The sequence below is a fragment of the Pseudomonas sp. PK-RTE-24 genome (assembly GCF_054052265.1).
In genome coordinates, this window is the sequence record NZ_CM133224.1 from 4,230,177 (window position 1) to 4,255,676 (window position 25,500).

A 25,500-nucleotide genomic window follows, 5' to 3' on the forward strand; every position below is an offset into this window, starting at 1 on the left:
TGACAGTAGGCATCTTTCCAATACCAGCGCTTAATTTCTTTCAGGCCTAGATGACCAGCCAGTGAGAAATTCCATGCCGATCGAAACGCCGACTACCTCCAGCAATCCATTGAATCCCGGCGTGCTTCTGAGCCTGCCACGAGTGGAAGGCGTCGATCCGCTTGACCCGGCCGGAACATTGCCGCCGGACGCAAAACAGGTGGGCATCGTTTGTATTATTGACCGCTGGCCGAACTTTCCTGTTTCAGGCGTGAATAAAGATCGTGTTGAAATTTTCATTGTTGGTAACCCTGATTTCGTCGCCTTTGGCGAGTATGGGGCCGCGGACGATGCGCCGGAGTTTCGTATTCCAGTAGCTCCCGAGAAACTTCCGGATGTGGCTTCGTTTGAGCTTTTCTACACAGTACGTTCGATCAACCCTACTACGTCACCTTCACGACGCCTGACTTTTGCGATAGTTAAGCCGCCGCAACTTTTGAAGGAGGTTACTTTTCCCGATGCGGATGCTTGGGGATATATCGGATGTTACAAGAACCATCCCGGCGATCCGGAAGCCTTGTTTATCTGGGAAGGGGTACGTATCGAAATTCCTTTCGATGACTTGTTTCAGCTTGCGGATGTCCTCAGCCTGGATTGGCAGGCATGGGATTCTTTAAACGGGTCGGGAAACCCTTTGACACAGGTGTTTAACTTTACTGAGGTTGTGACAGATGTTGTGACCAAGGAGCCAGTCAAGATCGTAATCAGACCATTTGCTTCACATATAGAACCCATGGAGGAAAACGATTCGGCCTTAGTTAATTACCAGCTATTGCGCGACGGTGTACCTATCTTTCGCTCGTTTACCGGGCTGGTGAAGGTAGACAGGAAAATTCCGGGAGAAAACAAGTATTGCTCGGATGCAAGTTGGATGAAGTGATCAGGCCGCAACAGTAGCAGCGATATTACGACTGCAGTTGGCGACATTCGCCATTGTCGAAGATGCATGGATCAAAAAACATTTTCTACGCAATGGAGAAGGCACATGACAAGTATTCAAACTGCGGAGTCAGGCACACCCTTGGGCGTTCTGGTCGCACCTACCCCCGAATTGCCAGACGGGCGCGGCACGAACAAGGACATCATTCCGATAGCTGCGATACCTGTGGGCGCCGCGCTGACACTTATGGTCAAGACCAATGTGTGGTCGAATCCTAACAGCAGAGATCAGATCGCCCTTGACGTTACGCGAACCCAGCCTCCTGCCAATCCGCTGCCGACAGACTTCACGCGGTTAAACAGGGTAAACCTCGGCGACGTGGCCAGCCGTCCTGTAGATTTTCCGATCACAGTGCCTACCGAATTTCTGGGTGAGGATGCAACCCCGGTGGGGCCGACGCCGATCTGGGTGCGTAGCGTGCTGTATGAGCGGGGGCTCAACCCGCTGACCGGTCCTGTGATGAAGTTTTTTATCGACCGTACTGGTGCCTGGCAAGCGAAACCTGCACAAACAGGTACAAATCCAGGACAGGTTCCAGGCGCCAGAACAATTCCGCCAGCCACGTTTCCAAATGCCCCCGGGGATCTGGATGACACATGGGCGGGTCAGCCAGGTAACGAAGGGGGATTGCAGGTACAAATTGATACAGGCTACGCCAACGTTCAGCCGGATGACACGTTGACCCTGTACGTGGCAGGTACACGTACCAACCCTCCGCAGGTGCCCCCTTTTTTCAACGGACCGATGCCCACCGATGGCAAGCTGTCCATCCCGACCGCAGAGCTACGCAAGGTAACGAGCGGCCGGGCCTTCATCTGGTTCATCATTACTGACGCTGCTGGCAACCAGAGCGCATGGGGCGTGTATTTCAAAAACGTGCGTTTTCTGCCACTTCCCAAACTGGGCGTCATTACCGTCCCGGCAAACGAAGACGGTCTGATCGATTTAAAAGATGCGCGTGCAGGTGTGAAGGTAAAAGTCAGCCGGTTGGTAGATACAATCGGCACCGACGTAGTGAGCCTGACATACGGCGCTCAACCAGCCCAGGATCTGCCATTCAACGCACTCACGGAGCTGGAGTTCACCATTCCTTGGTCGAGTCTGAGCAAACAATACTTTGATAACCAGACGGGTACGAATTTCGAATTGGACGTGGTCGTCAAAGCTGACTTGATGCGTGGCGGCTTATCCATCGACGATGGAACAACAACTGTAAAAACAGATTTCTCGACGCATCCGCCTTATACCGTCGACCCGACGACCCCGCCCCCTGAGGTTAATCCCGAATTCCGGAAACTGATCGTCCGCGGACAGCCACCTGTCACGGATAACTTACTGGGCCCTCAGGATGTCGACCAGACTGCCAAGGCTCACATCGATGTCTCGCCTGTCACCGCCGGGACGACGTTTCCCGATCCCGAACCGGGCGATCTGGTTACTTTGAAGTATCTCGGGGATCAAGGCGAAATTATCGTCAACTCCATTCAAATGACTCCGTCGAATATCAATACAGTCATTCAGGTAGATTTGCCATATACCGTTGTCGGTCCGGGTGGTATCGGGCTTAAAGAGGCTTGGTGGACATATGAAAACCCCGCCCGGAATAATACTCAAGACTCGGCAAAGGAGACGGTAACTGTCAATACTGTAGTCATTGTTCTCGATAAGCCGGAATTCCAACGTCCACCGACAGATGGCACCGAAGATCCATACATTATTTGCGAGAGCTTGACGGGGGATGATCACGTTGCGACGTTCAAGATCAAACCTAATGATCATTTCACCGATGGAATGAACATCACATTCAATTGGCAAGGCTGGCATGACGATAAATACACCATAGACGCACCGTCGGATACGGTTTTTTCCGGTACTCGTGCGATCACTGCGCTCGAGCTAACGGAGGGGATGCTTTGGGAAGTGCCATATGCACCTTTTATCCGTAATCTTCCTCGTCCACCTGCTACCACGCCTGATCCGACCGACTTTTACGCAGGTTATGTAAAAATCTGGTATTCGACGCCAATTGTAACCACGTCAGAAGTTCAGGAAATGATTGTCTACTTGCTCAATGCTGACTTCTTGTACTGCGAATCGGAACCGGGCTGGGATCCTGCGCCTGCTCCATAAACGGCATTCGCGATCATTGCATTGCCGGAGAGCCAGCCTCTTCAGGCAATGCAATTTTATTTGCGGAGTAAGAAACATCTCGAAATGTCGCGAGTGGGCGATTAAGCCCACCTATTAAGAGGATTAGTCCTACAGAGAAAGTCCGGACTAGCAGGTATTCTCCAGCGCCGTCTACAACGGTCGTCTGATGGAATATGTACGTCTGAACCGTCTTTCTTCCGTCCCGATAAAACTCAACGAGAAGTGAATATGACGTTTGAAAATTGCTTGGGACCGACAGTTTCAAAACTCGCTGGCACGCTCTCTTGCGCAGCATTGCTGATTGCAATATCCGAGACGGCCTTTTCCCGAAATCTCAATCCTGGTGAAGTCGAAACCGTATCCGGCGGTGCTACGCCAGAAGCCTGGTTCATCCCTGTCACCGCCACGCTCAACGTCAATGGCGGTGATACGCTGAACATCGTTGTCGGCGGTGGGACGTTAAACGCGATTTCCGCCAGCACTTCACAGATTGAAGCCTCCGCAGACGCCCGAGTGTCTCTGGACGCGGCAACGGTGACGGCTAGCAATTTTGACACTGCGCTGAGCTTGACCGACAGCTCGGCAGTGGTATCCGGCAGTACGCTGTCCAGCGATGGCAGAGCAATGTCGCTTGCGCGCGACCTGAATATACCCGTTGGCTCAACAGCGACCGTCACTGGCAGTAGTTTGACAGGCGGTTTTTCGGGTGCAGCGGTGACATCCCTCAGTACGTTGAATCTGGTGGACAGCCGGGTTGAAGGGACAGACGCCGATGGTGTTGGTCTCGAACTCTATGGCGGCAACGCCAATGTCAGTGCAGCCAGCGAGGTCACCGGGGAACTGAATGGGATCATCTTTGGCGAGGATACTGTCCTGAACCCGAGCGATGTCACCGCACAGAGTGTACTGAAGATTGATGGGTCAACCGTGCAGGGCCGCACCGGCGCAGCGATCAAAGTCGATTTTGCGACGCCGGACGATCAACCGGTATTGATCGAGATAGCTAACCGTTCGAATCTGATCGGCGGCAACGGTAATATCCTCGAGGTCATGGATGGCGCAGCAGCGCGCTTTCAAATCGACGACAGCCAGTTGACCGGCAATGTAGCGGTTGCTGACGGCGGGACCGCCGCGGTTTTCTTGCAAAACAATGCCAGCCTTGACGGCGATTTGACCAACGTCGATTCTGTTTCGCTTGATACCCGAAGCATACTCACCGGTAACATTCAGGGCTCCGGGGCTGGCGTCGTGATGCTGGATAACGACTCGATCCTGCACGGTTCGGTTACTGGCGTCAGCGCTATGTCCATCGGGCGTGGCGCTGAATGGAACCTGGATGGCAGCAATTCGTTATCGAATCTCGAAATGCAGGGCGGGAACGTCAGATTCGGCACGCCCGCCGAGTTCGTCCGTCTGGATGTTGCCAACCTGTCAGGCAACGGCCGGTTTTTTTTGGATGCTGACGTGTCCACCGGTGAAACGGACTTTCTCAATGTCACGGAATCAGCCAGTGGCCGTCACGAGCTGGTAGTTGGTGCAAGCGCCAGCGAACCTGTCACCGGTGCACCGCTTCAAGTGGCTAACATCGCTGGCGGGGATGCTGAGTTCGATCTGAGAAACGGTCAGGTTGATCGTGGTGCTTTGGCGTACAAACTGGTGCGAGAGGGCGAAGGTATTTTCCTGCGGCCTGATGGGACAACGCCGAGTACAGGTTCACAAACAGCATTGGCTATTGCCGGTACCGCTCCTACGGTTATCTATTCGGAAATGACCACTCTCAATACTCGCCTCGGCGACCGTCGCATGGCCGGCACTCAGCCGCGATCGCGATCGATTGCGGCACTGGACTCAGATAATCAAAACGCGACCAGCGGCCTGTGGATACGCACTCATGCCAATCAGTACAACGTCAAGAATGCCTACGGTGATGGTTATAAACAGAATCAGACTGGCGTCTCATTGGGGGTGGACACGCCACTACCGATAGGTGATGGCCAATGGTTGATCGGGGTTTTTGGTGGCTACAGCACCACTCGCCTTAACCTGGCCCGCGGCAGCGCCGGCACGATCAACAGCACCTATGGCGGGATGTATCTGTCCTGGTATGACGAAACGACCGGGTATTACGTGGATACCGTTGGCAAAATCAACCGTTTCAGTAATGACGTCAAAGTCACCTTGAGCGATGACACTCGAACAAAGGGTGACTTCGATAATCTCGGCATCAGTGGAACCGTCGAAGTAGGTAAGCATATAGTCTTTAACCGAGGTTACTTCATCGAGCCCTCTGCTCAGGTTGGTGTTGCGACGGTAAAAGGCAAGGACTACAAGTTGGACAACGGACTGCAGGTAGACAGCAACGAGACCCGCTCATTGCTCGGCAAGGTCGGAATGACCGTTGGTCGCGAGGTGGTGCTGAACAATGGCGGAAAATTGCAACCCAGGCTGCACGCGGCGTTAAGTCATGAATTCGTCAACAATAATCGTGTCAGCGTGAATGACACTGGATTCAACAACGATTTGTCCAGCACCAGCCTCGAACTGACCGGGGGCCTCAATTGGGTTCCGGCCAATAACAAATGGCAACTGTATGGCGAGATAGGGACCAGCAGGGGCAGCAAAGCTGACCAGGAGCTAGGAGGGAGTGTTGGGCTGAGCTTCAGTTTCTGATTGCATCAGCATTAAAAAAAGGAAGCCTCGCAGCTTCCTTTTTGTCGTAGTCAGTAAGCGTTTTTTCTCTTGCTCAGGTCTGCGTTAGCGACAAACTCCCCAGTGATCGGAAACTCTTCGTTGCCGCTCTCTCCACCATGGTCATATGTGCCCGACCAAGTGCCACTCAGGGTTTTTTTAATGTCGTCATATTTCAATGTCAGGCTCCCGCTCACAGAGACGTGCAGATCACCCGTCGCAGGATTGGAATAGTAGGTACTTCTGACATCATCGCTATCTTTGGAGAGGTCATAGGTCGACGATTGGGGTTTAAAAGGGAACACAAACTCAAGCGTACGCGTCACACCATCCTTAGTGTGTCCAGCTGTCAGAACGTAACGCAGGCCTTCCGGGTAGGGCTTCGGCCCGAAGGAAGGTACAGAGGTAGATCGAAACTCCATGAATTGAGGGATTTTGACAAACCTGTAGTTTGGGTTGGCATCGCCGTTGATAGTGGCTGACAAATAGGTCGGCGCTAAAACCGGAGAGATCGTCGTGTAGGCTCGGGCTGCATAGCTCATGAGTTTTATCTCCATACAATATGGTTGGGGACATCCAAAGACTGACCCGTCCTACTTCTGGATGTTGTATGGAAGCGTGAATACAGTACGCCTGTAAACTGTCAGTGTTGACAGTTTACAGGCGTACGTTTTTGTGAGCTTTGAACTGCCAGAACAAGCCGTGTTTTTCAGCCGAACAATCCTGCTGCAATGTTGATCGAGAACCCGAGGATCGCCGTATTGAACACAAAACCGATCAACGACTGCGCCAGCACAATCTTTCGAATATCCCGCGTTGCAACACCCACATCCGAAGTCTGCACAGCCACGCCGATGGTGAACGAGAAGTACAGAAAATCCCAGTAATTGGGGGTGGTCAGTCCTTCAGCAAAACGCAGCGCCGGCTCTTTGCCGTCCCAGGTGTAAAACAATCTGGCGTAGTGCACACAGAAGATCACACCTATCAGCAGCCATGAGCCGGTCACTGTCAGCGCTGTGAACCCGTAGTGCATGAGTTTGCGTGAGGTTTCCAGGTCTTTGCTGCCGGCCAGTTCAAGGGTGATGGTGGCGAGACTGGCCAACGCGGCAATGCACACCACAAACAGCACCAGCCCGGCGTTCTCGTCTTCGACTTCGGCGATGCGTCGCACGTCCGGGGCCTTGGCGCGTATGGTCAGCCAGAACATCAGGATCAGGTAAGTCCAGACACCGACGTTCCAGCCAATGAGGATTTTGCTGAGGATGGAATCGGCCGGGACCAACAGGCCCGTTGCGATGCCTAACAGGGCGGCGCCGGAAAGGCGAGGATGCGTACGGGCGAGGAAGCGCATGGTGACTCACGTCGGTGAACTGTCAGTGCACCATAGCGCAGGCGATCCGGCTTTTGTAGGAGCCGCCGAAGGCTCGGGCCGCGATCGGACGATCTTTCGACTTTAGCTTTTCAAGATCAAAAGATCGCAGCCTCGTTGCACTCGAGAGCTCCTACATTTGGATCAGTGGGGTTTGGTGAATCGTTGTACGAGTTTCATCACTACGACGAAGAAGACTGGCACGAAGATCACCGCCAGCGTCGCCGTAATCATCCCGCCGATCACGCCAGTGCCGATCGCCTGTTGGCTGGCCGAACTGGCGCCGGTGGCGATGGCCAACGGCACCACGCCGAGAATGAACGCCAGCGATGTCATCACGATCGGCCGCAGACGCAAACGCGCGGCCTGCAACGTCGCATCGATGAGATCGTGACCTTCGTCATACAAGCTCTTGGCGAACTCGATGATCAGGATCGCGTTTTTCGCCGACAGACCAATGATGGTGATCAGTCCGACCTTGAAGAACACGTCGTTGGGCATGCCGCGCATCGTCACCGCCAGCACCGCGCCGAGTACACCCAGCGGCACCACCAGCAATACCGAGGTCGGAATCGACCAGCTCTCATACAGCGCCGCCAGACACAGGAACACCACCAGCAGCGACAAACCGAGCAGAATCGGCGCCTGATTGCCGGACAGACGCTCCTGCAACGACAAACCGGTCCACTCTTGACCCAGACCTTTCGGCCCCAGCGCAACCAGTCGTTCGATTTCCGCCATGGCCTCGCCGGTACTGTGCCCGGTTGACGGTTCACCAGATATCGCGATCGCTGGATAGCCGTTGTAACGAGTCAACTGCGCCGGGCCTTGAATCCAGTTGGCCTGGACGAATGCGGACAGCGGCACCATGTTTCCAGCATTGTTGCGCACATGCATTTTCAGCAAATCATCCACCTGACTGCGCTGATCACCTTCGGCTTGCACGACCACCCGCTGCATACGGCCCTGATTGGGGAAGTCATTGATGTAACTCGAACCCACGGCAGTGGACAGCACGTTGCCAATGTCGGCGAACGATACGCCCAAGGCATTCGCCTGCTTGCGGTCGACGATCAGCTGCACCTGCGGTGCTTCGGCCAGCGCGCTTTCACGGACGTTCATCAATACCGGACTTTTCTCGGCGGCGGCGAGCAGTTCCGTACGCGCCTGCATCAACGTCGCATGGCCCAGACCACCGCGATCCTGCAAGCGGAACTCGAAACCGCTGGACGTGCCAAGGCCATCCACCGGCGGCGGCAGCACCGAGAAGGCCATGGCGTCCTTGATCTGGCTCAGCGCCGCGTTGGCGCGATCGGCGATCGAGCTGGCAGCATCGTCACTGCCACGATCCGACCAATCCTTGAGCGTCGAAAACGCCAGCGCTGCGTTCTGCCCGCTACCGGAGAAACTGAAACCCAGGATCACCACACTGTCACTGATTCCCGGCTCACCGGCGTTGTGCGCTTCGAGCTGTTCGGCCACTTGTACAGTACGGTTCTTCGTTGCGCCGGGTGGCAGCTGAATATCGGTGATGGTGTAGCCCTGATCCTCGGTCGGCAGAAACGAAGAGGGAAGGCGCGCAAAACAGATTCCGAGTCCAATCAGCAGGACCACGTAGATCATCAGGTAGCGACCCGTACGCTTGAGCGCATAGCCGACCCAACCCTGATAGCGGTCGGTCAATTGCTCAAAGCGACGATTGAACCAGCCGAAAAATCCGGACTTCTCGTGGTGCTCGCCCTTGGCAACAGGCTTGAGCAAGGTCGCGCACAATGCCGGGGTCAACGTCAGAGCAAGGAACGCCGAGAATAGAATCGAGGTGGCCATGGACAGCGAGAACTGTTGATAGATCACCCCTACCGAACCCTGCATGAACGCCATCGGAATAAACACCGCGACCAGCACCAGAGTAATGCCGATGATCGCCCCGGTGATCTGCGTCATCGCCTTGCGCGTGGCTTCCTTGGGCGACAGGCCCTCGCTGGCCATGATCCGCTCGACGTTCTCCACCACGACGATGGCGTCGTCCACCAGAATGCCGATGGCCAGCACCATGCCGAACATGGTCAGCACGTTGATCGAGAACCCCAGCGCCAGCATGGTCGCGAAAGTGCCCATCAACGCCACCGGCACCACCAGTGTCGGGATCAGCGTGTAGCGCACGTTTTGCAGGAACAGGAACATCACCGCAAACACCAGCAGCATCGCTTCGCCAAGGGTGTAGATCACTTTGGTGATCGAGACTTTGACGAAGGGCGAGGTGTCGTACGGAATCTTGTACTCCACGCCGGCCGGGAAGTAGCGCGCCAGTTCATCCATCTTCGCCCGCACCAGCGTCGCGGTGTTCAGTGCGTTGGCGCCGGGAGACAGCTGCACGCCGACGGCGGTGGACGGCTTGCCGTTCAGGCGTGTACCGAACTGATATTCCTGACTGCCGATTTCGACGCGCGCGACATCACCGATGCGCACCGTGGAGCCGTCGCGATTGGCCTTGAGCACGATGTCGGCGAACTCCTGCGGCGTCGACAATTGGCCCTTGACCAGAATTGTCGCGGTGATTTCCTGCGTCGAAGGTGACGGCAGATCACCGATGCTACCCGCTGAAACCTGGGCGTTTTGCGCAACAATGGCTTCGTTGACATCGGCCGGCGTCAGGTTGAACGCGATGAGCTTCTGCGGGTCGATCCAGATCCGCATCGCACGTTCGGCGCCGTACAACTGCGCCTTGCCGACACCGTCCAGACGCTTGATCTCGTTCATCACGTTGCGCGCCAGATAATCGCTGAGCGCCACGTCATCGAGCTTGCCGTCGCTCGAGGTCAAAGTGATCAGCAAGAGGAAACCGGAAGAGACCTTCTCCACCTGCAACCCCTGCTGATTGACCGCTTGCGGCAGGCGCGACTCGACCACCTTGAGGCGGTTTTGCACATCGACCTGCGCCAGCTCGGGATTGGTGCCCGGCTGAAAGGTTGCCTTGATCGTCGCGCTGCCCAGGCTGCTTTGCGATTCGAAATAGAGCAGGTGATCGGCACCGTTGAGCTCTTCCTCGATCAGGCTGACCACGCTTTCATCGACGGTTTGCGCCGAGGCGCCAGGGTAGACGGCGTAAATCTCGATTTGCGGCGGGGCGACGTCGGGGTATTGCGCCACCGGCAACTGCGGAATGGCCAGCGCACCGGCCAACAGGATGAACAGGGCGACCACCCAGGCAAACACCGGGCGGTCGATAAAGAACTGCGGCATATAGAAGCGTCCTGCTTACTGACCAGTGGTCTGGGCAAGTGGAAGTGGGGTTTCGTCGATCTGCACCTTTTCCCCGGGACGGGCGTGTTGCAGGCCTTCGATGACAACACGGTCGCCGGGCTTCAGGCCGCCGGTGACAATCCAGCGATTGTTCTGCACCGCACCCAGTTGCACCGGTTGCTGCGCCACGCGCATCTGTTCATCGACAGTCAGCACCTGGGCAATGCCGGCACTGTCACGCTGCACCGCGCGTTGCGGCACGGTGATGCCGTTCTGGATGGTTGCCTGCTCAAGGCGTACGCGGATGAAGCTGCCCGGCAGCAAGTCGAGATCCGGATTGGGAAACTCGCTGCGCACAATGATCTGCCCGGTGCCGGGATCGACCGTGATGTCGCTGAACAGCAGCTTGCCGGGCAACGGATACACGCTACCGTCATCCTGAATCAGCGTGGCCTTCGCTTGATCCTGACCGACTTCCTGCAACTGCCCGGAGCGCAATGCCCGGCGCAGTTCATTGAGCTCGCGGGTCGACTGGGTGAGGTCGGCATGGATCGGGTTGAGTTGCTGAATCAACGCCAGCGGCGTGGTTTCGTTCTGCCCGACCAGCGCACCTTCGGTGACCAGCGCGCGGCCAATGCGGCCGGAAATCGGCGCGGTCACGGTGGCATAACCGAGGTTCAGTTTCGCCCGTTCAAGCGCCGCTTTGCTGGCCGCGACATCAGCTGCCGTCTGCCGGGCAGCGGCGCGGGCGTTGTCGTAGTCCTGACCGCTGATGGCCTGGTCCTCGATCAACTGCGCATAGCGTTGTTCTTGCAATCTGGCCTGAAAGGCGTTGGCCTCGGCTTTGCGCAGCGCGGCTTCGGCACTGTCCAGATCCGCCTTGAAAGGTGCCGGGTCGATGCGGAACAGCACATCGCCTTTTTTCACGTCACTACCTTCGCGGTAGGTGCGTTGCAACACTACGCCGGCCACTCGCGCACGCACTTCGGCAATCCGTGGCGCGGCGATGCGGCCGCTCAGTTCGCTGCTGATCGACAATGGCTGGGTTTTGATGGTCTCGATGCGCACGGTGGCTGGTGGTGCTTGCTCTTCGGCGTTCGAGGATGAGTCACAGGCGCTCAGCGTCAGCGCCAATGCGATCAGGCCGAGCCCGGCCAGCAGTTTTCCAGACATGTACAACCCCCAATATTGAAGGCCGCATCCTACGGCCAGACGGGGAGGTTAGCGGTGAAGCTTTGTAGCTGCTGTGTGAAATTGTGTAAGGGTTTTGCTCGGTGGTGCGCGAGGGCGTATATCCTGCAGGCCTTGAAATTTATTGCGACAGTTCGATCGCTTTCGCGAGCAGGCTCGCTCCCACAGGAGATCGCATTTCAATGTGCGAGCGAATGAGTCCCGACTGTCGCCACAGCATTCTCTGGAACACCCCATGCCCAACATTCTCCTGGTCGAAGACGACACCGCCCTCGCCGAACTGATTTCCAGCTACCTGGAGCGCAACGGTTATTCCGTCAGCGTCATCGGCCGTGGCGACCATGTGCGCGAGCGGGCGCGGATCAGTCCGCCGGATCTGGTGATCCTCGACCTCATGCTGCCGGGCCTCGACGGCTTGCAGGTGTGCCGTTTGCTGCGTGCCGATTCGGCGACACTGCCGATCCTCATGCTCACGGCCCGCGATGACAGTCATGATCAGGTACTGGGCCTGGAAATGGGCGCTGACGACTACGTCACCAAACCCTGCGAGCCACGAGTGCTGCTGGCGCGAGTGCGCACGTTGTTGCGGCGCAGCAGCCTCGGCGAACCGCTGGCGGTCAACGATCGGATCGTCATGGGCAATCTGTGCATCGATCTGTCCGAGCGCACCGTGACCTGGCGTGATCAAGCGGTTGAACTGTCCAGCGGCGAATACAATTTGCTGGTGGTGCTGGCCCGACATGCCGGCGAAGTGCTGAGTCGCGATCAGATTCTTCAGCGGCTGCGCGGTATTGAATTCAATGGCACTGACCGCTCGGTGGACGTGGCGATTTCCAAGCTGCGGCGCAAATTCGATGATCACGCCGGCGAGGCGCGCAAGATCAAGACCGTGTGGGGCAAGGGCTATCTGTTCAGCCGGTCCGAATGGGAATGTTGAGCTGATGTTTCGCATTCTGTTTCGCCTGTATCTGGTGACGATCGTCTCCTATAGTGCGGCGATCTATCTGGTGCCGGATCTGGTGGTCATGGCCTTTCGGGATCGCTTCGTCACCTACAATCTGGAATTCTCCCGAGGTCTGCAATCGCTGATCACCAAGCAGTTTCATGCTGCGCCGCAAGAGCAATGGCCGGCGATTGCGGCGGCGATGGACAAGGAGTTTCAGCCGCTGCACATCGTCCTGACGCCAATCGACGACCCAGTGTTCACGCCCATCGAGCAGGAACGTTTGCACCGTGGTGAGAACGTGGTGCGCATCGGCGATTGGGGCTGGCGAACTTTGGCAGTCACTCCGCTGAATGCGGACATGGCCGTGCGTATGGTCGTACCGCCGGATCCGGTCGACGTCGATCTGTTGTACTGGAGCATTAATGTGCTCATCGGCGCCATGTTGCTCGGCTGCCTGCTGCTCTGGTTGCGCCCGCACTGGCGCGATCTTGAACGTTTGAAGGGCACTGCCGAACGCTTCGGCAAGGGGCATTTGAGCGAGCGAACCAGAATCGCCCCTAGTTCGAACATCGGCAGCCTCGCCAACGTGTTCGACACCATGGCCGGCGATATCGAAAACCTTCTCAACCAGCAACGTGATCTGCTCAACGCCGTTTCCCATGAGCTACGTACGCCGTTGACGCGTCTGGATTTCGGCCTGGCGCTGGCATTGTCAGAAGACTTGCCGGCTGCCAGCCGCGAGCGCCTGCAGAGTTTGGTCGCCCATATTCGTGAGCTGGATGAATTGGTGCTGGAGTTGCTTTCCTACAGCCGTTTGCAGAATCCGGCGCAGTCGCCTGAGCGCATCGAGGTGTCGCTGGACGAATTCATCGACAGCATTCTCGGCAGCGTCGATGAGGAGTTGGAGTCGCCAGACATCGTGATTGACGTTCTGCTGCACGGTCAACTCGAACGCTTCGCGCTGGATCCGCGCCTGACCGCCCGGGCCATCCAGAACCTTCTGCGCAATGCCATGCGCTATTGCGAAAAGCGCATTCAGATTGGCGTGCAGGTCATTGCCGGCGGGTGTGAGATATGGGTTGACGACGATGGCATCGGCATTCCCGACGATGAGCGCGAGCGGATTTTCGAACCGTTCTATCGGCTCGACCGCAGCCGTGATCGCGCGACGGGTGGGTTCGGCCTCGGTTTGGCGATAAGCCGCCGAGCGCTCGTAGCGCAGGGCGGCACACTTACCGTTGAGAGTTCGCCGCTGGGTGGGGCGCGATTCAGGCTGTGGTTGCCGGCCATGGCCTGAACCGTATGACGAATTTCAGGGCTGCGTTGTGCCGCTGGTCTGCAACACACATTGCTGGGTTTTACTGTCCCACACCTGGCCTTTCGGACATTCGGGCTTTTTCACGGCGTCGCTTTCATCGACGGCGAAAGCAGCAGGGCTGGACAGGGCGGCGACCAGCAGCGGGACGGCGAACAGCATTTGGCGGATATTCATGGTCGATCTCCACTTTCATCGGCTTGGAGCAGAAGTTGTTGTTCTCCTTTGCAGTGACTGCTCAGTTCTGCGGAAGATTCAAAGTTCTGCAGCGGGCCATTGACTTGTCATCCAACGGCAGGCTAATTTCCAGTCCATGACTTTCACCGTATCGCGCTGCCAGCCAAGCATTATTACCGCCATTCCTTATTTGGCGGGCTAGCTCACGACTGCAGCACCCAACCCGCCCTAGAGGCGGGTTTTTACTTTCTGTCTCCGGGGTTCTGAAAAATGTCAGGAGACGACCATGCCGCACAGCCCCGACCAGCAATCCCTGCTCGAGCACTATGTAAAGAAAATCCTGGCCGCGCCGGTGTACGACATTGCGGTGCGTACCCCGTTGCAGCCTGCGCCGGCATTGTCGCAAGCATTGGGCAATCGGGTCCTGCTCAAGCGCGAAGATCTGCAACCGACGTTCTCTTTCAAGATCCGTGGTGCTTACAACAAACTCGTGCAACTGAGCGATGATCAGCGAGCGCGGGGAGTGATCACTGCATCGGCGGGTAATCACGCGCAGGGTGTAGCGCTGGCGGCACGGGAATTGGGCATTGCCGCGACGATCGTCATGCCGTCTACCACCCCTGAGCTCAAGGTGCTCGGCGTGCGCAGTCGCGGTGCCGACGCATTGCTGCACGGTGATAGTTTCCCCTTTGCTTTGGCCCATGCGTTGCACTTGGCCGAGCAGACCGGATGCACGTTTGTTTCACCGTTCGATGATCCTGACGTGATCGCCGGACAAGGCACCGTGGCAATGGAAATCCTGCGCCAGCATCAAGGCGCGCTGGACGCCATCTTCATCCCGGTCGGGGGCGGAGGTTTGATCGCCGGTATCGCGGCCTACGTCAAATACCTGCGCCCGGAAGTGCGGATCATCGGCGTCGAATCCGAACATTCGGCGTGCCTGCAAGCGGCTTTAAATGCGGACGAGCGGGTGGTTCTACCTAGCGTCGGCACCTTCGCCGACGGCGTAGCGGTTGCGCAGATTGGCGCGTATGGCTTTGAGGTTTGCCGCTTCTGCGTAGATGAAGTGATCACGGTCAGCAATGACGAACTCTGCGCCGCGATCAAGAATATCTACGACGATACCCGTTCGATCACTGAACCGTCGGGGGCGCTGGCCGTTGCGGGGATCAAGCAGTACGTGGCGCGCAGTGGGGTTCGCGATCAGACATTCGTCGCCATCGACTCCGGGGCCAACATCAACTTCGACAGCCTGCGCCATGTCGCCGAACGCGCCGCTGCTTGCGGCGTGCCGGCGTAACAAGCGCTCGGGTTATTCCTGCAGGGCGGTGCCGACTTTGTCCGACGTCGACCAGATGCGATAGCGCACTTCGACGTCCGAAGGGGCGTACACCACGACTGGCAGCTTGCTGTTGTAGCGCAACATGAAGCCATCGCCGACGACCGGAACGAAAGCGCGCTTTTTCTGGCTGCCAGGCGGGCAGGCCATCATCGTGCTCATCGGGCCGATGACTTTTTCCAGGCGATAGAACGGATAGCCCCAGCCTTGCAGATTCTTTTCATCGAGCACACCGCCCAGACGCTGGCGATTGCAATCCACTTCCAGAGTTTTGCCGGCGAGAATTTCTACCTGGAAATTCTCTTCCTGCTCTTGCTTGGGCAGATGGATGACTTGTCGGGTAAACCCTGCTTCGGCTTTGGGATACGGCGCGATGTCTTCGAGCTTGGCGGCGTGGGCGAGGGTGGAAAGGTTGGCGATCAACAGGCCGGTGATCGCGCAAACGCTTAAAGAATTCATGGAGGCCTCCGTGCGGGTTGAATTGCAATGGGAGACATTCTTGCCGTCATAGTCTGCGAACGCAAATTTGCCCGGAGATTGCAGATTGCAGTGGACGGGTGGTCGATTCATGCAATTTGCAAATAGCAGGATACTGGCCACATTTCCAAGTGCTTGATTTTGAAGGGAGCAAAACGAACCGATCAAAGGCACGTTTTATGCGTTCTTTTGGTGAGGCGCACAGGATTTGGGCGCCTACACTCCAATGGGCATTTCGCAGTACCACCACTTGCCGCACCAGGGAAACAGCGGGGGCACACCCGTGAAGGCGCAGCAGAGGGTCAGCGTGAATACTTGATTGGCAATCGCACAGAAAGGAGAGGGTTCGCCATGTTTTTATCTGCCTTGGAATTACGCAACATCATTGAAAGCAGCTTCCTGCCGAAACGCTGCCAGTGCACGTTGACACCAGACTTGTCGATGTCCGTCAAAGTATTTGGCGACCATCGAACCGACCAGGCCGATCTCTATGTCAGTGGAATCGACGCCAGCCGCCTGAACAGCTGCCGTGAAATCAACAACCTGGTCGCTGGCCTGCGTTCCGACCTCGCGCAACAGACCACAACACATCAAACCAGCGCTCGTTCTCGAGCCGTTTAACCCACCGTCTCACCCAGTTCGACCGTCACGCGCCGGGCCTGCACAAAACCAAGGCCCAGCGCGAACTCGACCAGCACCGCGAGCAAAATCCCGGGGCCGGCATGGCCATTGAGCCATTCGCCAAAACCCAACGCCGCCAAACCGAAACAGCCGACGATAAAACCATTGCTCAGTGCACTGCGTGCCACTGACGGCGGAGCATTGCGCAGCAAACAAAACATCACCGCCAACGCCGCAAACAGCACCGCGCTGCGCCTTGCGACTACGCCAGTGCCTTCCGAATAGCCAATACTCCAGATCGCCAGCAACACCTCCGGAAAAAATCCCCAGACCAGCGCCAGCAGAAAACACAGGATTGAAGTGAAGCTCGACAACGTGCGGAACGACAACTGCATGGCCAATCCTTGCGGCAGTAGGGAAGGCCCCGAGCATACCCGCCGAAACCACCGCACGCCTATGGCCAAGCGGAAAATCAGAAGCGTCTGTCAGTTCTGTTGACTGCATGCGTCAGATAATTTCCTGTAACTGATTTGTGCGGGCTTGCCGGTGTTGTCGATGTATTTCATGTCGGCGGTGATGACTTTGCATTCCGAGGTCGGCGGCTCGGTTAGCGAAAGCACCTTCGCCACGTGTAGTGGCATGCCGTATTGGTAGGGTGTTTGATTCGATGTGGCGGAGGTGACGTTGGCTTGGGCCAGTGCGGCGTATGAGCTGCAGGCGAGGGTGGCAGTGAGCAGGAAGGGACGAATGTTCATGAGAGGACTCCAGCGTTGCGGGTAGGCGCCCGGCACGAAGCCGGGCGAGCCTGCCGCACTGGGCGTCAGCGGGGGAAAGCTGAGGGTGTGCGGTGATATGGAGTCTCTGACTGTGGCGTTAAGGCTGAGTTAACCGATGTGAACATGAGCTGAGTTATTTACGGTTGCTTTTCCCTTGTCTCGGGCATTTGTCGTTTGCGATATGAATCATTAGGGTACAGGCTTTGACGTGCTCGAAAAAAATTAATGATAAGGCTGTGCTGCTAAATTTCAGTACCCTAACTTATCTGGAAAAAACGAGAGCGGTGGGTGAGTGGCCTTCCACGTTTTTGCGAGTTCTTTTGCTTTTTCTAGTTGCTCTTTTGACAGCTTTTTTTCTACTTCCGGCAATACGTCGTTAACGTTGTTTATTACGTTTCCACCACCATCAAGCTCCAGTAGATTCGACAATAGTGCGTATGACTTTACCGGGTCTGATTCGAACCCGTATTTTGGTTCAGCTTCGCCAATATATGACGCGTAACCAAAAACTGCAGATGCATAGCCTGAGGCTGCAGCTTTTTCATTCCATTTTCTAAATGATGACAAATCGGCTTTTTCAATCCTGGTAGCGGCAAATCCCATCATGGCTGGTGGATAACCATTCTCTGCAGCGGCTTTCATCCATTTTTCGATTTCATCTGATCTGCTAGAGGGTAGTAGGAACATGCCTCCCCCCTCTTGATACTTGGTCGCTAAACGAAATTGAGCTAATGCAAAACCTTTTTCTGCGGACATTTCAAGCCATTCATCGTTTCCTGTTATCTCCCATAGTAGGTACATCGACTCAGCGTCACCATGAGATGCCTGATCTGTAGCAAGGTTTTTGGCTTTGTTCATCCAATCTTTAGGGGATTGCTCAGAGGAAGAACAATTGTTCATAGTTACGCACAAATCTTGATCCGCGCCACCGAGCCGAATCATAGAGTAAATATTGCCTTTTTTTGCTGATTCCTCGTAAGCCTTTCGCGCTTCTTGAGTCATGTATCTGTTGTTTTTTCTTATAGATTCTCCCAAATAGTAAAGTGCTTCATCATCACCGCCTTAGGCTGCTATTTGTAATGTTTCAATTGCGGAGATGGCTTTGTGTTGATTGTATAGTTCAATGCCCTTGATTTTTGCCTGAGATTGTTCGTTCGTAAGCGCGTTTGACTGGGCTGATACTAGGCTTAAAAATGTTAACGCAGTGGCCAGCAGTTTCATTGAAGTCTTTGCCTATTCAGTCGTTCATCAAGGGCAGTGGCGATAATTTATCTAGATGGAATTTGGGTGCGGACAACCTAAAAATATACTCAATTACTCAGCTTGTCGGGGAAGAAAGACAGCGGTGGGTGATTGGTTTTCCATTCTTCAGCGACGATTTTTGATTCTTCAATTTGTTCTGGTGTCATCTTTTCAGAAATTTTTTCGATCTTACGGTCGACATAATCTTGCACGCCACCGGCGTCACCGAGTTCTTTTAACAAAGAGAAAATAGCGTAGCCTTTGACTAAATCCAAAGAGTAACCTACTTTATCTGGCGTATGTGAAATGTACGCACCATAGTTACTCATTGCAGCTTGTTCGCCTGTTGCGGCAGCCTTCTCGAGCCAATGTCGAATGCTCGCCATGTCTCCTTGCTTATAAAGCGTCTCTAGATATTGCATCATAGCTTTAGGGTTGCCACCTTCCGCAGAGAGTAGCAGCCATTTTTTGACCGACGCTTCACGTCCTCCAGGAGTAAAGAAGTAACCCTCTCCCTGCCTTTCGCTGATCGCCATCCAATATTGCGCGAGCGGATAGCCTGCATTAGCAGATTTTTCTAACCAATGGTGATCCAGCGTGATTTCGTACATCAAGTATAAAGATTCAGGATCGCCATCATTTGCCTTAGGTAACGTTATTTTTTTTGCCTCTACGAACCATTCTGCTTGAGTTTTTTTTGACGACGGGCAATTTCCCATCGTTGCGCAAAGATCTTTTTTTGCTCGACCCAACTGAATCATTGCGTATATGTTTTTTTTCTCTGCTGCCGATTCATACCAAAATTGGGCTTCGGGAGTCATGTATCCATTTTTCTTTCGAAGAGCTTCGGCAAGATAATACTGTGATTCTATTACGCCGTCTTTTGCCTCTCGCTCTAGCTGTGGAATGGCCGCATCTATTTTCATCTGGTTGTAAAGAATGATTCCGCTTGGTCCACTTTGCTGAGGGACTGCGGATGCATTGGTAAAATTGGCGCTATACGGCGACACTGAAATCAAACCTAAGCTGAACATTAGAATAATCTGATTTAATTTGATTTTTATAAGTCTGTTCATTGGTAGCCTTTTAAATCGGGTGTCGCCCCACTCAGCGAGTAGGTTGGTGATGGGACATAATTTTGTTGACAATAATCAGCCAGATTTGCGCCAAGTAATTTTGCGTGCGATTTATAGTTTTTACGTACTTCAAAAATTGTATCGTCAAAGAGGCTTTGAACGCTTTCCGGCATGAAACTATCCAGTGACATGCGATTTTTGCAATACTCTTGTTCTCCCGCTTACTCCTTTATACCAAACGGAAATGGCCCCTGGTGAGGGTCGGTTCATCACCTTTGCCTTCGGCGAGCTTGTAGTCGCTGCGATGGCGTTCCAGCGCGCGTCGAGAGCAACTTGCCGCGCTCGCGAGTCGTGAAACGGCCGGGGTAATCGTAGTCTTCCAGGTCCGTGGCGAATTCGGATTTGACCGTCCCTAGCTAGATTTTTGCTCAATGCCATTATTTTATCCATCCGATTTTCAGGCATAACGGATCTTGAGTCGTCGGACAAACTTGTTGGGCTAGGATTTATACTTCATTTGGTCCATATAGTCAGGTGCCAAACCTTTTGTTTTATTTAGACTAGGGATGTCGAACTCTCGGATGCGGAAATATTTTGGTATTGGTGCGCCCGTGCCTATAGGAATTTGTTGAATCATGAATTGATCATTTATGTAATACTCAAGTAAGTCTTCAACATCGGGGCTGAGTCCCTTCGGTGATGTGACGAACCATTCATCCAAAAGAGCTTTAACAGAAGCACTGGGGAAGCTGACTTTTAACCTTTGCGCTTCTCGATCAATATCTTCAAGCCAACTCAGTTCGGCGCGAAGGGCTGCCTTGTTTTTTTGCGTTTGTTTAATGGCTCGCTCGCGTTTGGCTACCTCTACTTCGCTCTCGCTGCTAATTCCTAGTGCGCGTGCAATTGGACCATCCTTGTTCAACATAGGGCGTTGGAGGCGCTCTTCCTCATCATCATAAGCTTTATGCTGTCCCCGATATAGTTCCCATAAGTTGCGCAAGCGTTGGATATATAAGCGTCGATGAGCAAGGAATCCTTCAGTAGACAGTTTCTTATTTCCTGCTTTATTCATGTAGTTAGCGCTTGCACCGATGGCGCTGATACCATTTATATGGTCATTCAAAGTGAAAAGCTTGGCGACGCTAGTGTCGGTGCGTTTTATTTCGTCAAGAGTTGGGAACGGTACACCCGCACGGATTGCAGCTTCATACATCTCGTGGAGGCATGCTAAGTGCAGTTCAGTACTATGTGGCACATCTTGTTTACCCAAGCCACCCCCTACGTCATAAGATGTTCCAGGAACCAAGCGCTCCTCCCACCTAGGGGTTAGTGGTCCCGTACCGATCAATCTGGATCGGCGAGCATCTTGGCACTCATGTGCTGCAACGAGGTGTAAAGCTGACTTAACTGGGCCTGGAAGGCACTCTCCGTCGTCGACGACGTTTACGAACGGGATCAAATACTCCATAACAATGGAGTTTTCGCCACTACGGTCGACAGAGTCGAAAAGGCCAACGAAACTTACTTCGAGCTTCGCACCTTTAAAAATGGTCGTCGCTGGATCACATTCCTCGAATAATTTATGAGCGAAAGCGCGAGCTAGTGTGGCCCCATAGTCAAAGCCATAAACAGAAACCGAGATTTTTTTTACAAGCGCTCCGGATTCGCCTTTGATTTTAGTGAGCACGTCTTCCAAAACACTGAATGCGGCTTCTAGCCTCGTATCAACTCCCGTTTTGAAAAAGGTTGCCGTAATTTCGTTGTCGCGCGTGACTGAAAACACATCCAGGGTTGCTGGGGCTGCGGCTTTAGCCAAACTGGACAAAAGACTCCCGGGTTTTAGATTACTGTATGCGCTCTCCCACCATTTTTTTCCCGTAACGACGTCTTTTATCGCGTCAAGCGGGCTATTTTTTATCGTGTCTTCGGGAGTTTTGATAGCGCTGTCTTTGGCCCTGTTTAATGCTCCGTCTAGCCCAGTATTGCTAAGCTGCGCACTACCGCCCAAGGATTCATCAAAAGTTTTCCCTAAGCCGGAAATGTAAAATCTTCGATAGTGTGCCTCCGGCTGAGCTTCTAAGTTTTTAGTATCACCTGGATAAGCTAAAAACAAACGGGCGACATTTGTAAGGCGATTTTCTTTAAGATCTTCGACTAGGTTGCGTCCAAAGCCGTCAAAAAAGAACCCAATGTATAGCGTAGCTTCGCAAGGCAGAACAGATTTTCTCTCGGTTGCATTAAGACAAGTTTTTGCAGAAATTGATTGAGCACGATCAAGGTTTGTCGCGTTCATCATAAACCTCCTTGTTTTTCAATTGGCTGCTGATGGATTGGTATCAAAAGGACTGTCGAGGTTCGGGCTCCACATTATTTGAACAGAGTTATTTTCCAGAAAACGTACATGGAGATATCGATCAGTTCGACGCTGCTCCGGAAGAGTCAAAGTCGTTTCGTGAGTTTCTTGTTTCAAGCCCCTCTTTTCTTGCTCTTCTGTCGTGCTTAGTATCCAAGTTATCTTTACAGTAGGTCCCTTTATCGCTTGGCAGCATGTGATCCCGCCGCTACCCATCGCACTTAAGTTGCCGCCCCAAAAATCGTTCACCCAAAAACTGAAAATTGGTCTTTTCATATAGTTTTCAGAAGTCAACATCGCACCCGGCGTACGAAACTGGTTATAAAGATACGATCCAATGAAAGGCAGCAGTAAAACGAATACCCCGATGACAAGGTTGCGGCGACGCCAGGTTTTTTGCCGTTGAGTATTCATGCTTATGAACATTTACCTAAATTCCTTATCCAGCAATGTATCTTGAATATCCAGAAAGCTATAAGACAGAAAGTTCTGATCAGTATGTTCATCATGAAACTCACGCCGACAACTCTCGCATCACCACACCAAGCGGCAACTTCTCTCCAATTGCCCGTTCTTTCGCCTTCTCCCACATCGGCCAGTTCGACGGAAATTCGCGGTCCATCAATTGCAGGCTGGCAAATAGGGTGACGTCTTCCGGTTCGGTCAAGCCTTCATCGCGGCCAGCGTCCAGCGCTTCTTTCACTTGTTTCAAACGGGCACCGTGACAACTGCTGGTGAAGACCTCAGGCGCTTCTTTTTCCAGTTCAGTGGTGAGGCTGTAGGGTAGAGGATCGATCTCCATGTCCGTCCACAGCTTTCCGTCAAGAAAGATAGGCTCGTATCTTCCGGGCTTTTCAAGGTTGAGTCCCTTCAGACAGTGCCATTGATCTTCTTCTGCTGGCACCCACCACTCCTGCACTGGGCCAAACAGCCACGCATGCCAAGGCAGATCATCGCGTGCGTGCAGCATCGGCACGACTTCTGGCGCGTAGCTACGGATCATCAGGACTTCGCCAGCTTCATTTTTTGCCAGCAACGCATCACTCAGGTGAGCGGCGAGCTTGTCGGCTGGGCAGTCGGTACGAATCCAACTGGCCATCGCGGTGCAGCCGGTGAAGTGTTCGTGAGCGAGAAAGGCCTCGAATTCCATGTGGCTAACGTCGACCAGCCACGGGCCGTAGTTGCGCAGTTCGGCGAATTCCGGTTGCACCATCAACGGCCGTCGTGACGGGTCAACTCTGACGAACTGCAATCGAGCGGGTTCCGGCAACAGGCCGATCTCAACGATCGCGAATATCGACTGAGCGTTCTTTTGCGCTTCGCTCCAGGCTTTCGCTGCGTCACTCTTTGTCATCAATTGGCCCCCGATTGCAGGGCGAGTTTTTCACGCATGGCTTTTTTCAGGCATTCGACGCAGATGCCGGTAGGTGCTTTGAGTTTCGGCGTCACGGCGAGGGATTCCGCCTGCATCATCTGGTTAGCGCGCGTTTGCATCAGGCGTCCGGCGTTATCAATGGCTGCGAGTCCCGGAATGAATGGGGCGAGGATCTGAATGCCGGTGCCGGCTCCCGGACCACCACCCGAATTCACCTTCACCTCAGCGCCGCTAATCGTGACACCACCCGCATCAACCTTCACAAAACTCCCACCAGCCTTGGCGGTGAGTTCCATGCCACCCTCAACCACCACCTTGTCACCAGCGTGATAGTGAATCTCCGTCCCAGCCTCAACAAACTGCCCAGTCCCAACCTTCACATGCTGCGTCACACCCACTGTCAGGTGATCATCCGCGCGCATTTCGCTGATGCGGTCCAGGTGGGTGATCCGGTGTTCTTCGACCTTGAACTCGCTCAATACGTTGGCTTCAACAGTGTCATGCCGTTCGTTGCCGACGCGGATTTTCTGGTCGTGTTCGATGTTTTCGTCCCAGTCGCGCTGGGCGTGGATGTAGATCTGTTCGGCGCCTTTCTTGTCTTCGATGCGGAATTCGTTGTAGCCCTTGCCGCCCGGGGAGCTGAGGGTTTTGAAGGTGCTGCGGGTTTTGTTGGCCGGCAGGTCGTAGGGGACGACGTTTTCCTTGTGGTACAGGCAGCCGGTGACGAGGGGCTGGTCGGGGTCGCCTTCGAGGAAGGTGACGAGGACTTCCATGCCGATGCGCGGGATGGCAATGCCGCCGTAAGCTGCGCCGGCCCAGCCGCTGGCGACGCGCATCCAGCAGGTGGTTTTATCGTCGGACTGGCCGTCGCGGTCCCAGTGGAATTGGACTTTGATGCGGCCGTATTGATCGCAGTGGATTTCTTCACCGGCAGGACCCGTGACGACGGCGGTCTGGCTGCCGAGGACTTTCGGTTTCGGGTGTTCGAGGGCAGGGCGGTAGTGCGCGTCCCACGGGGTGGCGAGGAAGCTGTTGCGGTAGCCCTGGTGGAAATCGCTCTTGTTATCGGTGATGTCGCTGGTGACGTTTTCGCCGAGCACTTGCGGCTGTTTGCCTTCGTGGAAGACTTCCAGCAGCAGCCACAGGTCGTTCCACTCGGCGCGCGGGTGTTCGGCGAGCGTGAGGAAATGGCCGCTGGTCAGCGTCGGTTCATCACCTTTGCCTTCGGCGAGTTTGTAGTCGCTGCGATGGCGTTCGAGGGCGCGGGTCGAGAGGAACTTGCCGCGCTCGCGGGTGGTGAAACGGCCGGGGTAATCGTAGTCTTCCAGGTCCGGGGCAAATTCGGATTTGACCGCGCCTTCGGGCAGCAGCTTGGGTTTTTCGAAATCGTAGTCGCGACGGCTGACGCGGGTGGTGCGGGTTTCCAGGCGCAGGTTGAAGCGCTTGATCACCGGTTTCTCGGCGGCCATGCCGGAGTCCTGCTGGTAGCTGACCGGCTTCAGTTTGCGGAATACGGTCTGGTCGTCGCCGAACACCAGTTTGTGGCCGCTGCTGCTGTGCTGGAAGTGGAAGTGAATGCCTTCTTCTTCGCACAGGCGCTGGATGAAATGCAGGTCGGACTCGTCGTATTGCACGCAATACTCACGCTCCGGGTACTCGGCGCCGAGCTGGAAGCTGTAGGCGTCAGAGAGAATGCCGCGATCTTCCAACACCTGGGCGATGATTTTCGGCACCGTCAGTTGCTGGAAGATCTGCTGATCATGGTTGTGCTGCAGATAGGCCAGTTGCGGCATCAGGCTGATGCTGTAGCGGGTCAGGGTCTTGCCGGAGTCGCCCTGCTCGATGCGATAGACCTGGCCGTGAATCTTGCCTTCTCCGGTGGCGCCGAACGTCAGGCACGCGCGCTTGTGCAGCAGCTCTTCGAGCTTCAGGTCGGGGCGGGCGCTGACCAGTTCGAGGTCGAAACGGAACGGTTCGTTGAGGGCTTCGCGACCGCTGAAGCTGAGGACTTGCAGGTCGGCGTTGGCGTCTTCGATCGAGAGGGTGATGTGGGTTGCATTGGCGTCCAGCATGCCTTGAATTCCGTCCGTTGAATAAGCAGGTGATGGATGTTGCAGGATTAGACGGCCTCATTCAAGGCGCAAATGGCGTAGGTGTGGCGCGTCAGTGCCATAGGGAAAAC

General features: G+C 54.8%; 21 protein-coding genes and 2 pseudogenes. 7 read left to right on the forward strand and 16 right to left on the reverse strand.

Annotated elements, in window-relative coordinates; all coding sequences use genetic code 11:
- The first annotated feature begins 73 nt into the window (after positions 1-73).
- The 3 genes from ACV8MC_RS19075 to ACV8MC_RS19085 all read left to right on the forward strand — a co-directional run bounded on the left by ACV8MC_RS19075 (position 74) and on the right by ACV8MC_RS19085 (position 5,800).
- Entirely contained in the window at positions 74-919 is an 846-nt protein-coding gene (locus ACV8MC_RS19075; protein WP_457262997.1) for a hypothetical protein, read from the forward strand.
- 105 nt (positions 920-1,024) lie between these two features.
- Complete coding sequence (locus tag ACV8MC_RS19080; protein ID WP_457262999.1) at positions 1,025-3,109, forward strand: hypothetical protein; 2,085 nt, start codon at positions 1,025-1,027, stop codon at positions 3,107-3,109.
- A gap of 249 nt (positions 3,110-3,358) precedes the next feature.
- The gene (locus ACV8MC_RS19085; RefSeq protein ID WP_457263001.1) at positions 3,359-5,800 is read left to right on the forward strand and encodes an autotransporter outer membrane beta-barrel domain-containing protein; all 2,442 of its coding nucleotides are present in this window, start codon (positions 3,359-3,361) and stop codon (positions 5,798-5,800) included.
- Positions 5,801-5,850: 50 nt separating this feature from the next.
- Here the strand turns inward: ACV8MC_RS19085 and ACV8MC_RS19090 are convergent, their stop codons facing one another.
- From ACV8MC_RS19090 to ACV8MC_RS19105, 4 genes are all read right to left on the reverse strand, one after another.
- On the reverse strand, positions 5,851-6,360 hold the full coding sequence (locus tag ACV8MC_RS19090; protein WP_056789698.1) for a hypothetical protein: 510 nt from the start codon (positions 6,358-6,360) through the stop codon (positions 5,851-5,853).
- Positions 6,361-6,527: 167 nt separating this feature from the next.
- Positions 6,528-7,169: a DUF1345 domain-containing protein gene (locus ACV8MC_RS19095; RefSeq protein ID WP_457263003.1), complete on the reverse strand. Its 642-nt coding sequence runs from the start codon at positions 7,167-7,169 to the stop codon at positions 6,528-6,530.
- A 162-nt stretch (positions 7,170-7,331) separates the two neighbouring features.
- A complete protein-coding gene (locus ACV8MC_RS19100) occupies positions 7,332-10,430 on the reverse strand; it encodes a multidrug efflux RND transporter permease subunit (protein ID WP_457263004.1) in 3,099 nt (1,032 codons plus the stop codon).
- Positions 10,431-10,445: 15 nt separating this feature from the next.
- Positions 10,446-11,603 (reverse strand): efflux RND transporter periplasmic adaptor subunit, encoded by a 1,158-nt coding sequence (locus tag ACV8MC_RS19105; protein ID WP_041480213.1) that lies wholly within the window; start codon positions 11,601-11,603, stop codon positions 10,446-10,448.
- Positions 11,604-11,856: 253 nt separating this feature from the next.
- Between ACV8MC_RS19105 and ACV8MC_RS19110 the strand changes: the two genes are divergently transcribed.
- Together ACV8MC_RS19110 and ACV8MC_RS19115 are read left to right on the forward strand one after the other, a co-directional pair.
- Positions 11,857-12,558: a response regulator transcription factor gene (locus ACV8MC_RS19110; protein WP_016774890.1), complete on the forward strand. Its 702-nt coding sequence runs from the start codon at positions 11,857-11,859 to the stop codon at positions 12,556-12,558.
- Positions 12,559-12,562: 4 nt separating this feature from the next.
- Positions 12,563-13,864 carry an ATP-binding protein gene (locus ACV8MC_RS19115; protein ID WP_252878281.1) on the forward strand — a complete coding sequence of 434 codons (1,302 nt, stop codon included), beginning with the start codon at positions 12,563-12,565 and terminating at the stop codon, positions 13,862-13,864.
- 15 nt (positions 13,865-13,879) lie between these two features.
- On the opposite strand, the gene ACV8MC_RS19120 is transcribed toward ACV8MC_RS19115, so the two are convergent.
- Positions 13,880-14,059 carry a hypothetical protein gene (locus tag ACV8MC_RS19120; RefSeq protein ID WP_252876388.1) on the reverse strand — a complete coding sequence of 60 codons (180 nt, stop codon included), beginning with the start codon at positions 14,057-14,059 and terminating at the stop codon, positions 13,880-13,882.
- A 286-nt stretch (positions 14,060-14,345) separates the two neighbouring features.
- Between ACV8MC_RS19120 and ilvA the strand changes: the two are divergent.
- A pseudogene (gene ilvA / locus ACV8MC_RS19125) lies at positions 14,346-15,335 on the forward strand (threonine ammonia-lyase, biosynthetic); the annotation flags it as partial.
- Between the two features lie 36 nt (positions 15,336-15,371).
- Here ilvA and eco read toward each other — a convergent pair.
- On the reverse strand, positions 15,372-15,857 hold the full coding sequence (eco, locus tag ACV8MC_RS19130) for a serine protease inhibitor ecotin (RefSeq protein WP_457263007.1): 486 nt from the start codon (positions 15,855-15,857) through the stop codon (positions 15,372-15,374).
- Positions 15,858-16,226: 369 nt separating this feature from the next.
- Between eco and ACV8MC_RS19135 the strand changes: the two genes are divergently transcribed.
- On the forward strand, positions 16,227-16,496 hold the full coding sequence (locus ACV8MC_RS19135; RefSeq protein ID WP_041480220.1) for a DUF1652 domain-containing protein: 270 nt from the start codon (positions 16,227-16,229) through the stop codon (positions 16,494-16,496).
- On the opposite strand, the gene ACV8MC_RS19140 is transcribed toward ACV8MC_RS19135, so the two are convergent.
- The 10 genes and pseudogenes from ACV8MC_RS19140 to ACV8MC_RS19185 all read right to left on the reverse strand — a co-directional run bounded on the left by ACV8MC_RS19140 (position 16,493) and on the right by ACV8MC_RS19185 (position 25,390).
- Positions 16,493-16,891 carry a hypothetical protein gene (locus ACV8MC_RS19140; protein WP_076562707.1) on the reverse strand — a complete coding sequence of 133 codons (399 nt, stop codon included), beginning with the start codon at positions 16,889-16,891 and terminating at the stop codon, positions 16,493-16,495. The two genes, ACV8MC_RS19135 and ACV8MC_RS19140, sit on opposite strands and share 4 nt — an antisense overlap.
- A 90-nt stretch (positions 16,892-16,981) precedes the next feature.
- Positions 16,982-17,251: a DUF2790 domain-containing protein gene (locus ACV8MC_RS19145; protein WP_095180120.1), complete on the reverse strand. Its 270-nt coding sequence runs from the start codon at positions 17,249-17,251 to the stop codon at positions 16,982-16,984.
- A 270-nt stretch (positions 17,252-17,521) separates the two neighbouring features.
- Positions 17,522-18,274 (reverse strand): sel1 repeat family protein, encoded by a 753-nt coding sequence (locus ACV8MC_RS19150; RefSeq protein WP_457263010.1) that lies wholly within the window; start codon positions 18,272-18,274, stop codon positions 17,522-17,524.
- A gap of 308 nt (positions 18,275-18,582) precedes the next feature.
- Complete coding sequence (locus tag ACV8MC_RS19155; RefSeq protein ID WP_236169066.1) at positions 18,583-19,590, reverse strand: tetratricopeptide repeat protein; 1,008 nt, start codon at positions 19,588-19,590, stop codon at positions 18,583-18,585.
- Positions 19,587-19,763, reverse strand: coding sequence for a hypothetical protein (locus tag ACV8MC_RS19160; RefSeq protein WP_252867685.1), 177 nt, complete (start codon positions 19,761-19,763; stop codon positions 19,587-19,589). The genes ACV8MC_RS19155 and ACV8MC_RS19160 overlap by 4 nt, the downstream gene beginning before the upstream one ends.
- A 68-nt stretch (positions 19,764-19,831) precedes the next feature.
- Positions 19,832-19,976: pseudogene (locus tag ACV8MC_RS19165) on the reverse strand (type VI secretion system tip protein TssI/VgrG); the annotation flags it as partial.
- Between the two features lie 113 nt (positions 19,977-20,089).
- The gene (locus ACV8MC_RS19170) at positions 20,090-21,883 is read right to left on the reverse strand and encodes a DUF2235 domain-containing protein (RefSeq protein ID WP_236169064.1); all 1,794 of its coding nucleotides are present in this window, start codon (positions 21,881-21,883) and stop codon (positions 20,090-20,092) included.
- Positions 21,884-21,901: 18 nt separating this feature from the next.
- The gene (locus ACV8MC_RS19175) at positions 21,902-22,369 is read right to left on the reverse strand and encodes a DUF3304 domain-containing protein (protein WP_236169063.1); all 468 of its coding nucleotides are present in this window, start codon (positions 22,367-22,369) and stop codon (positions 21,902-21,904) included.
- 88 nt (positions 22,370-22,457) lie between these two features.
- Complete coding sequence (locus ACV8MC_RS19180; protein ID WP_236169062.1) at positions 22,458-23,297, reverse strand: DUF4123 domain-containing protein; 840 nt, start codon at positions 23,295-23,297, stop codon at positions 22,458-22,460.
- On the reverse strand, positions 23,297-25,390 hold the full coding sequence (locus tag ACV8MC_RS19185; RefSeq protein WP_457263013.1) for a type VI secretion system Vgr family protein: 2,094 nt from the start codon (positions 25,388-25,390) through the stop codon (positions 23,297-23,299). Before ACV8MC_RS19185 ends, ACV8MC_RS19180 begins: the two co-directional genes overlap by 1 nt.
- Between the last annotated feature and the right edge of the window lie 110 nt (positions 25,391-25,500).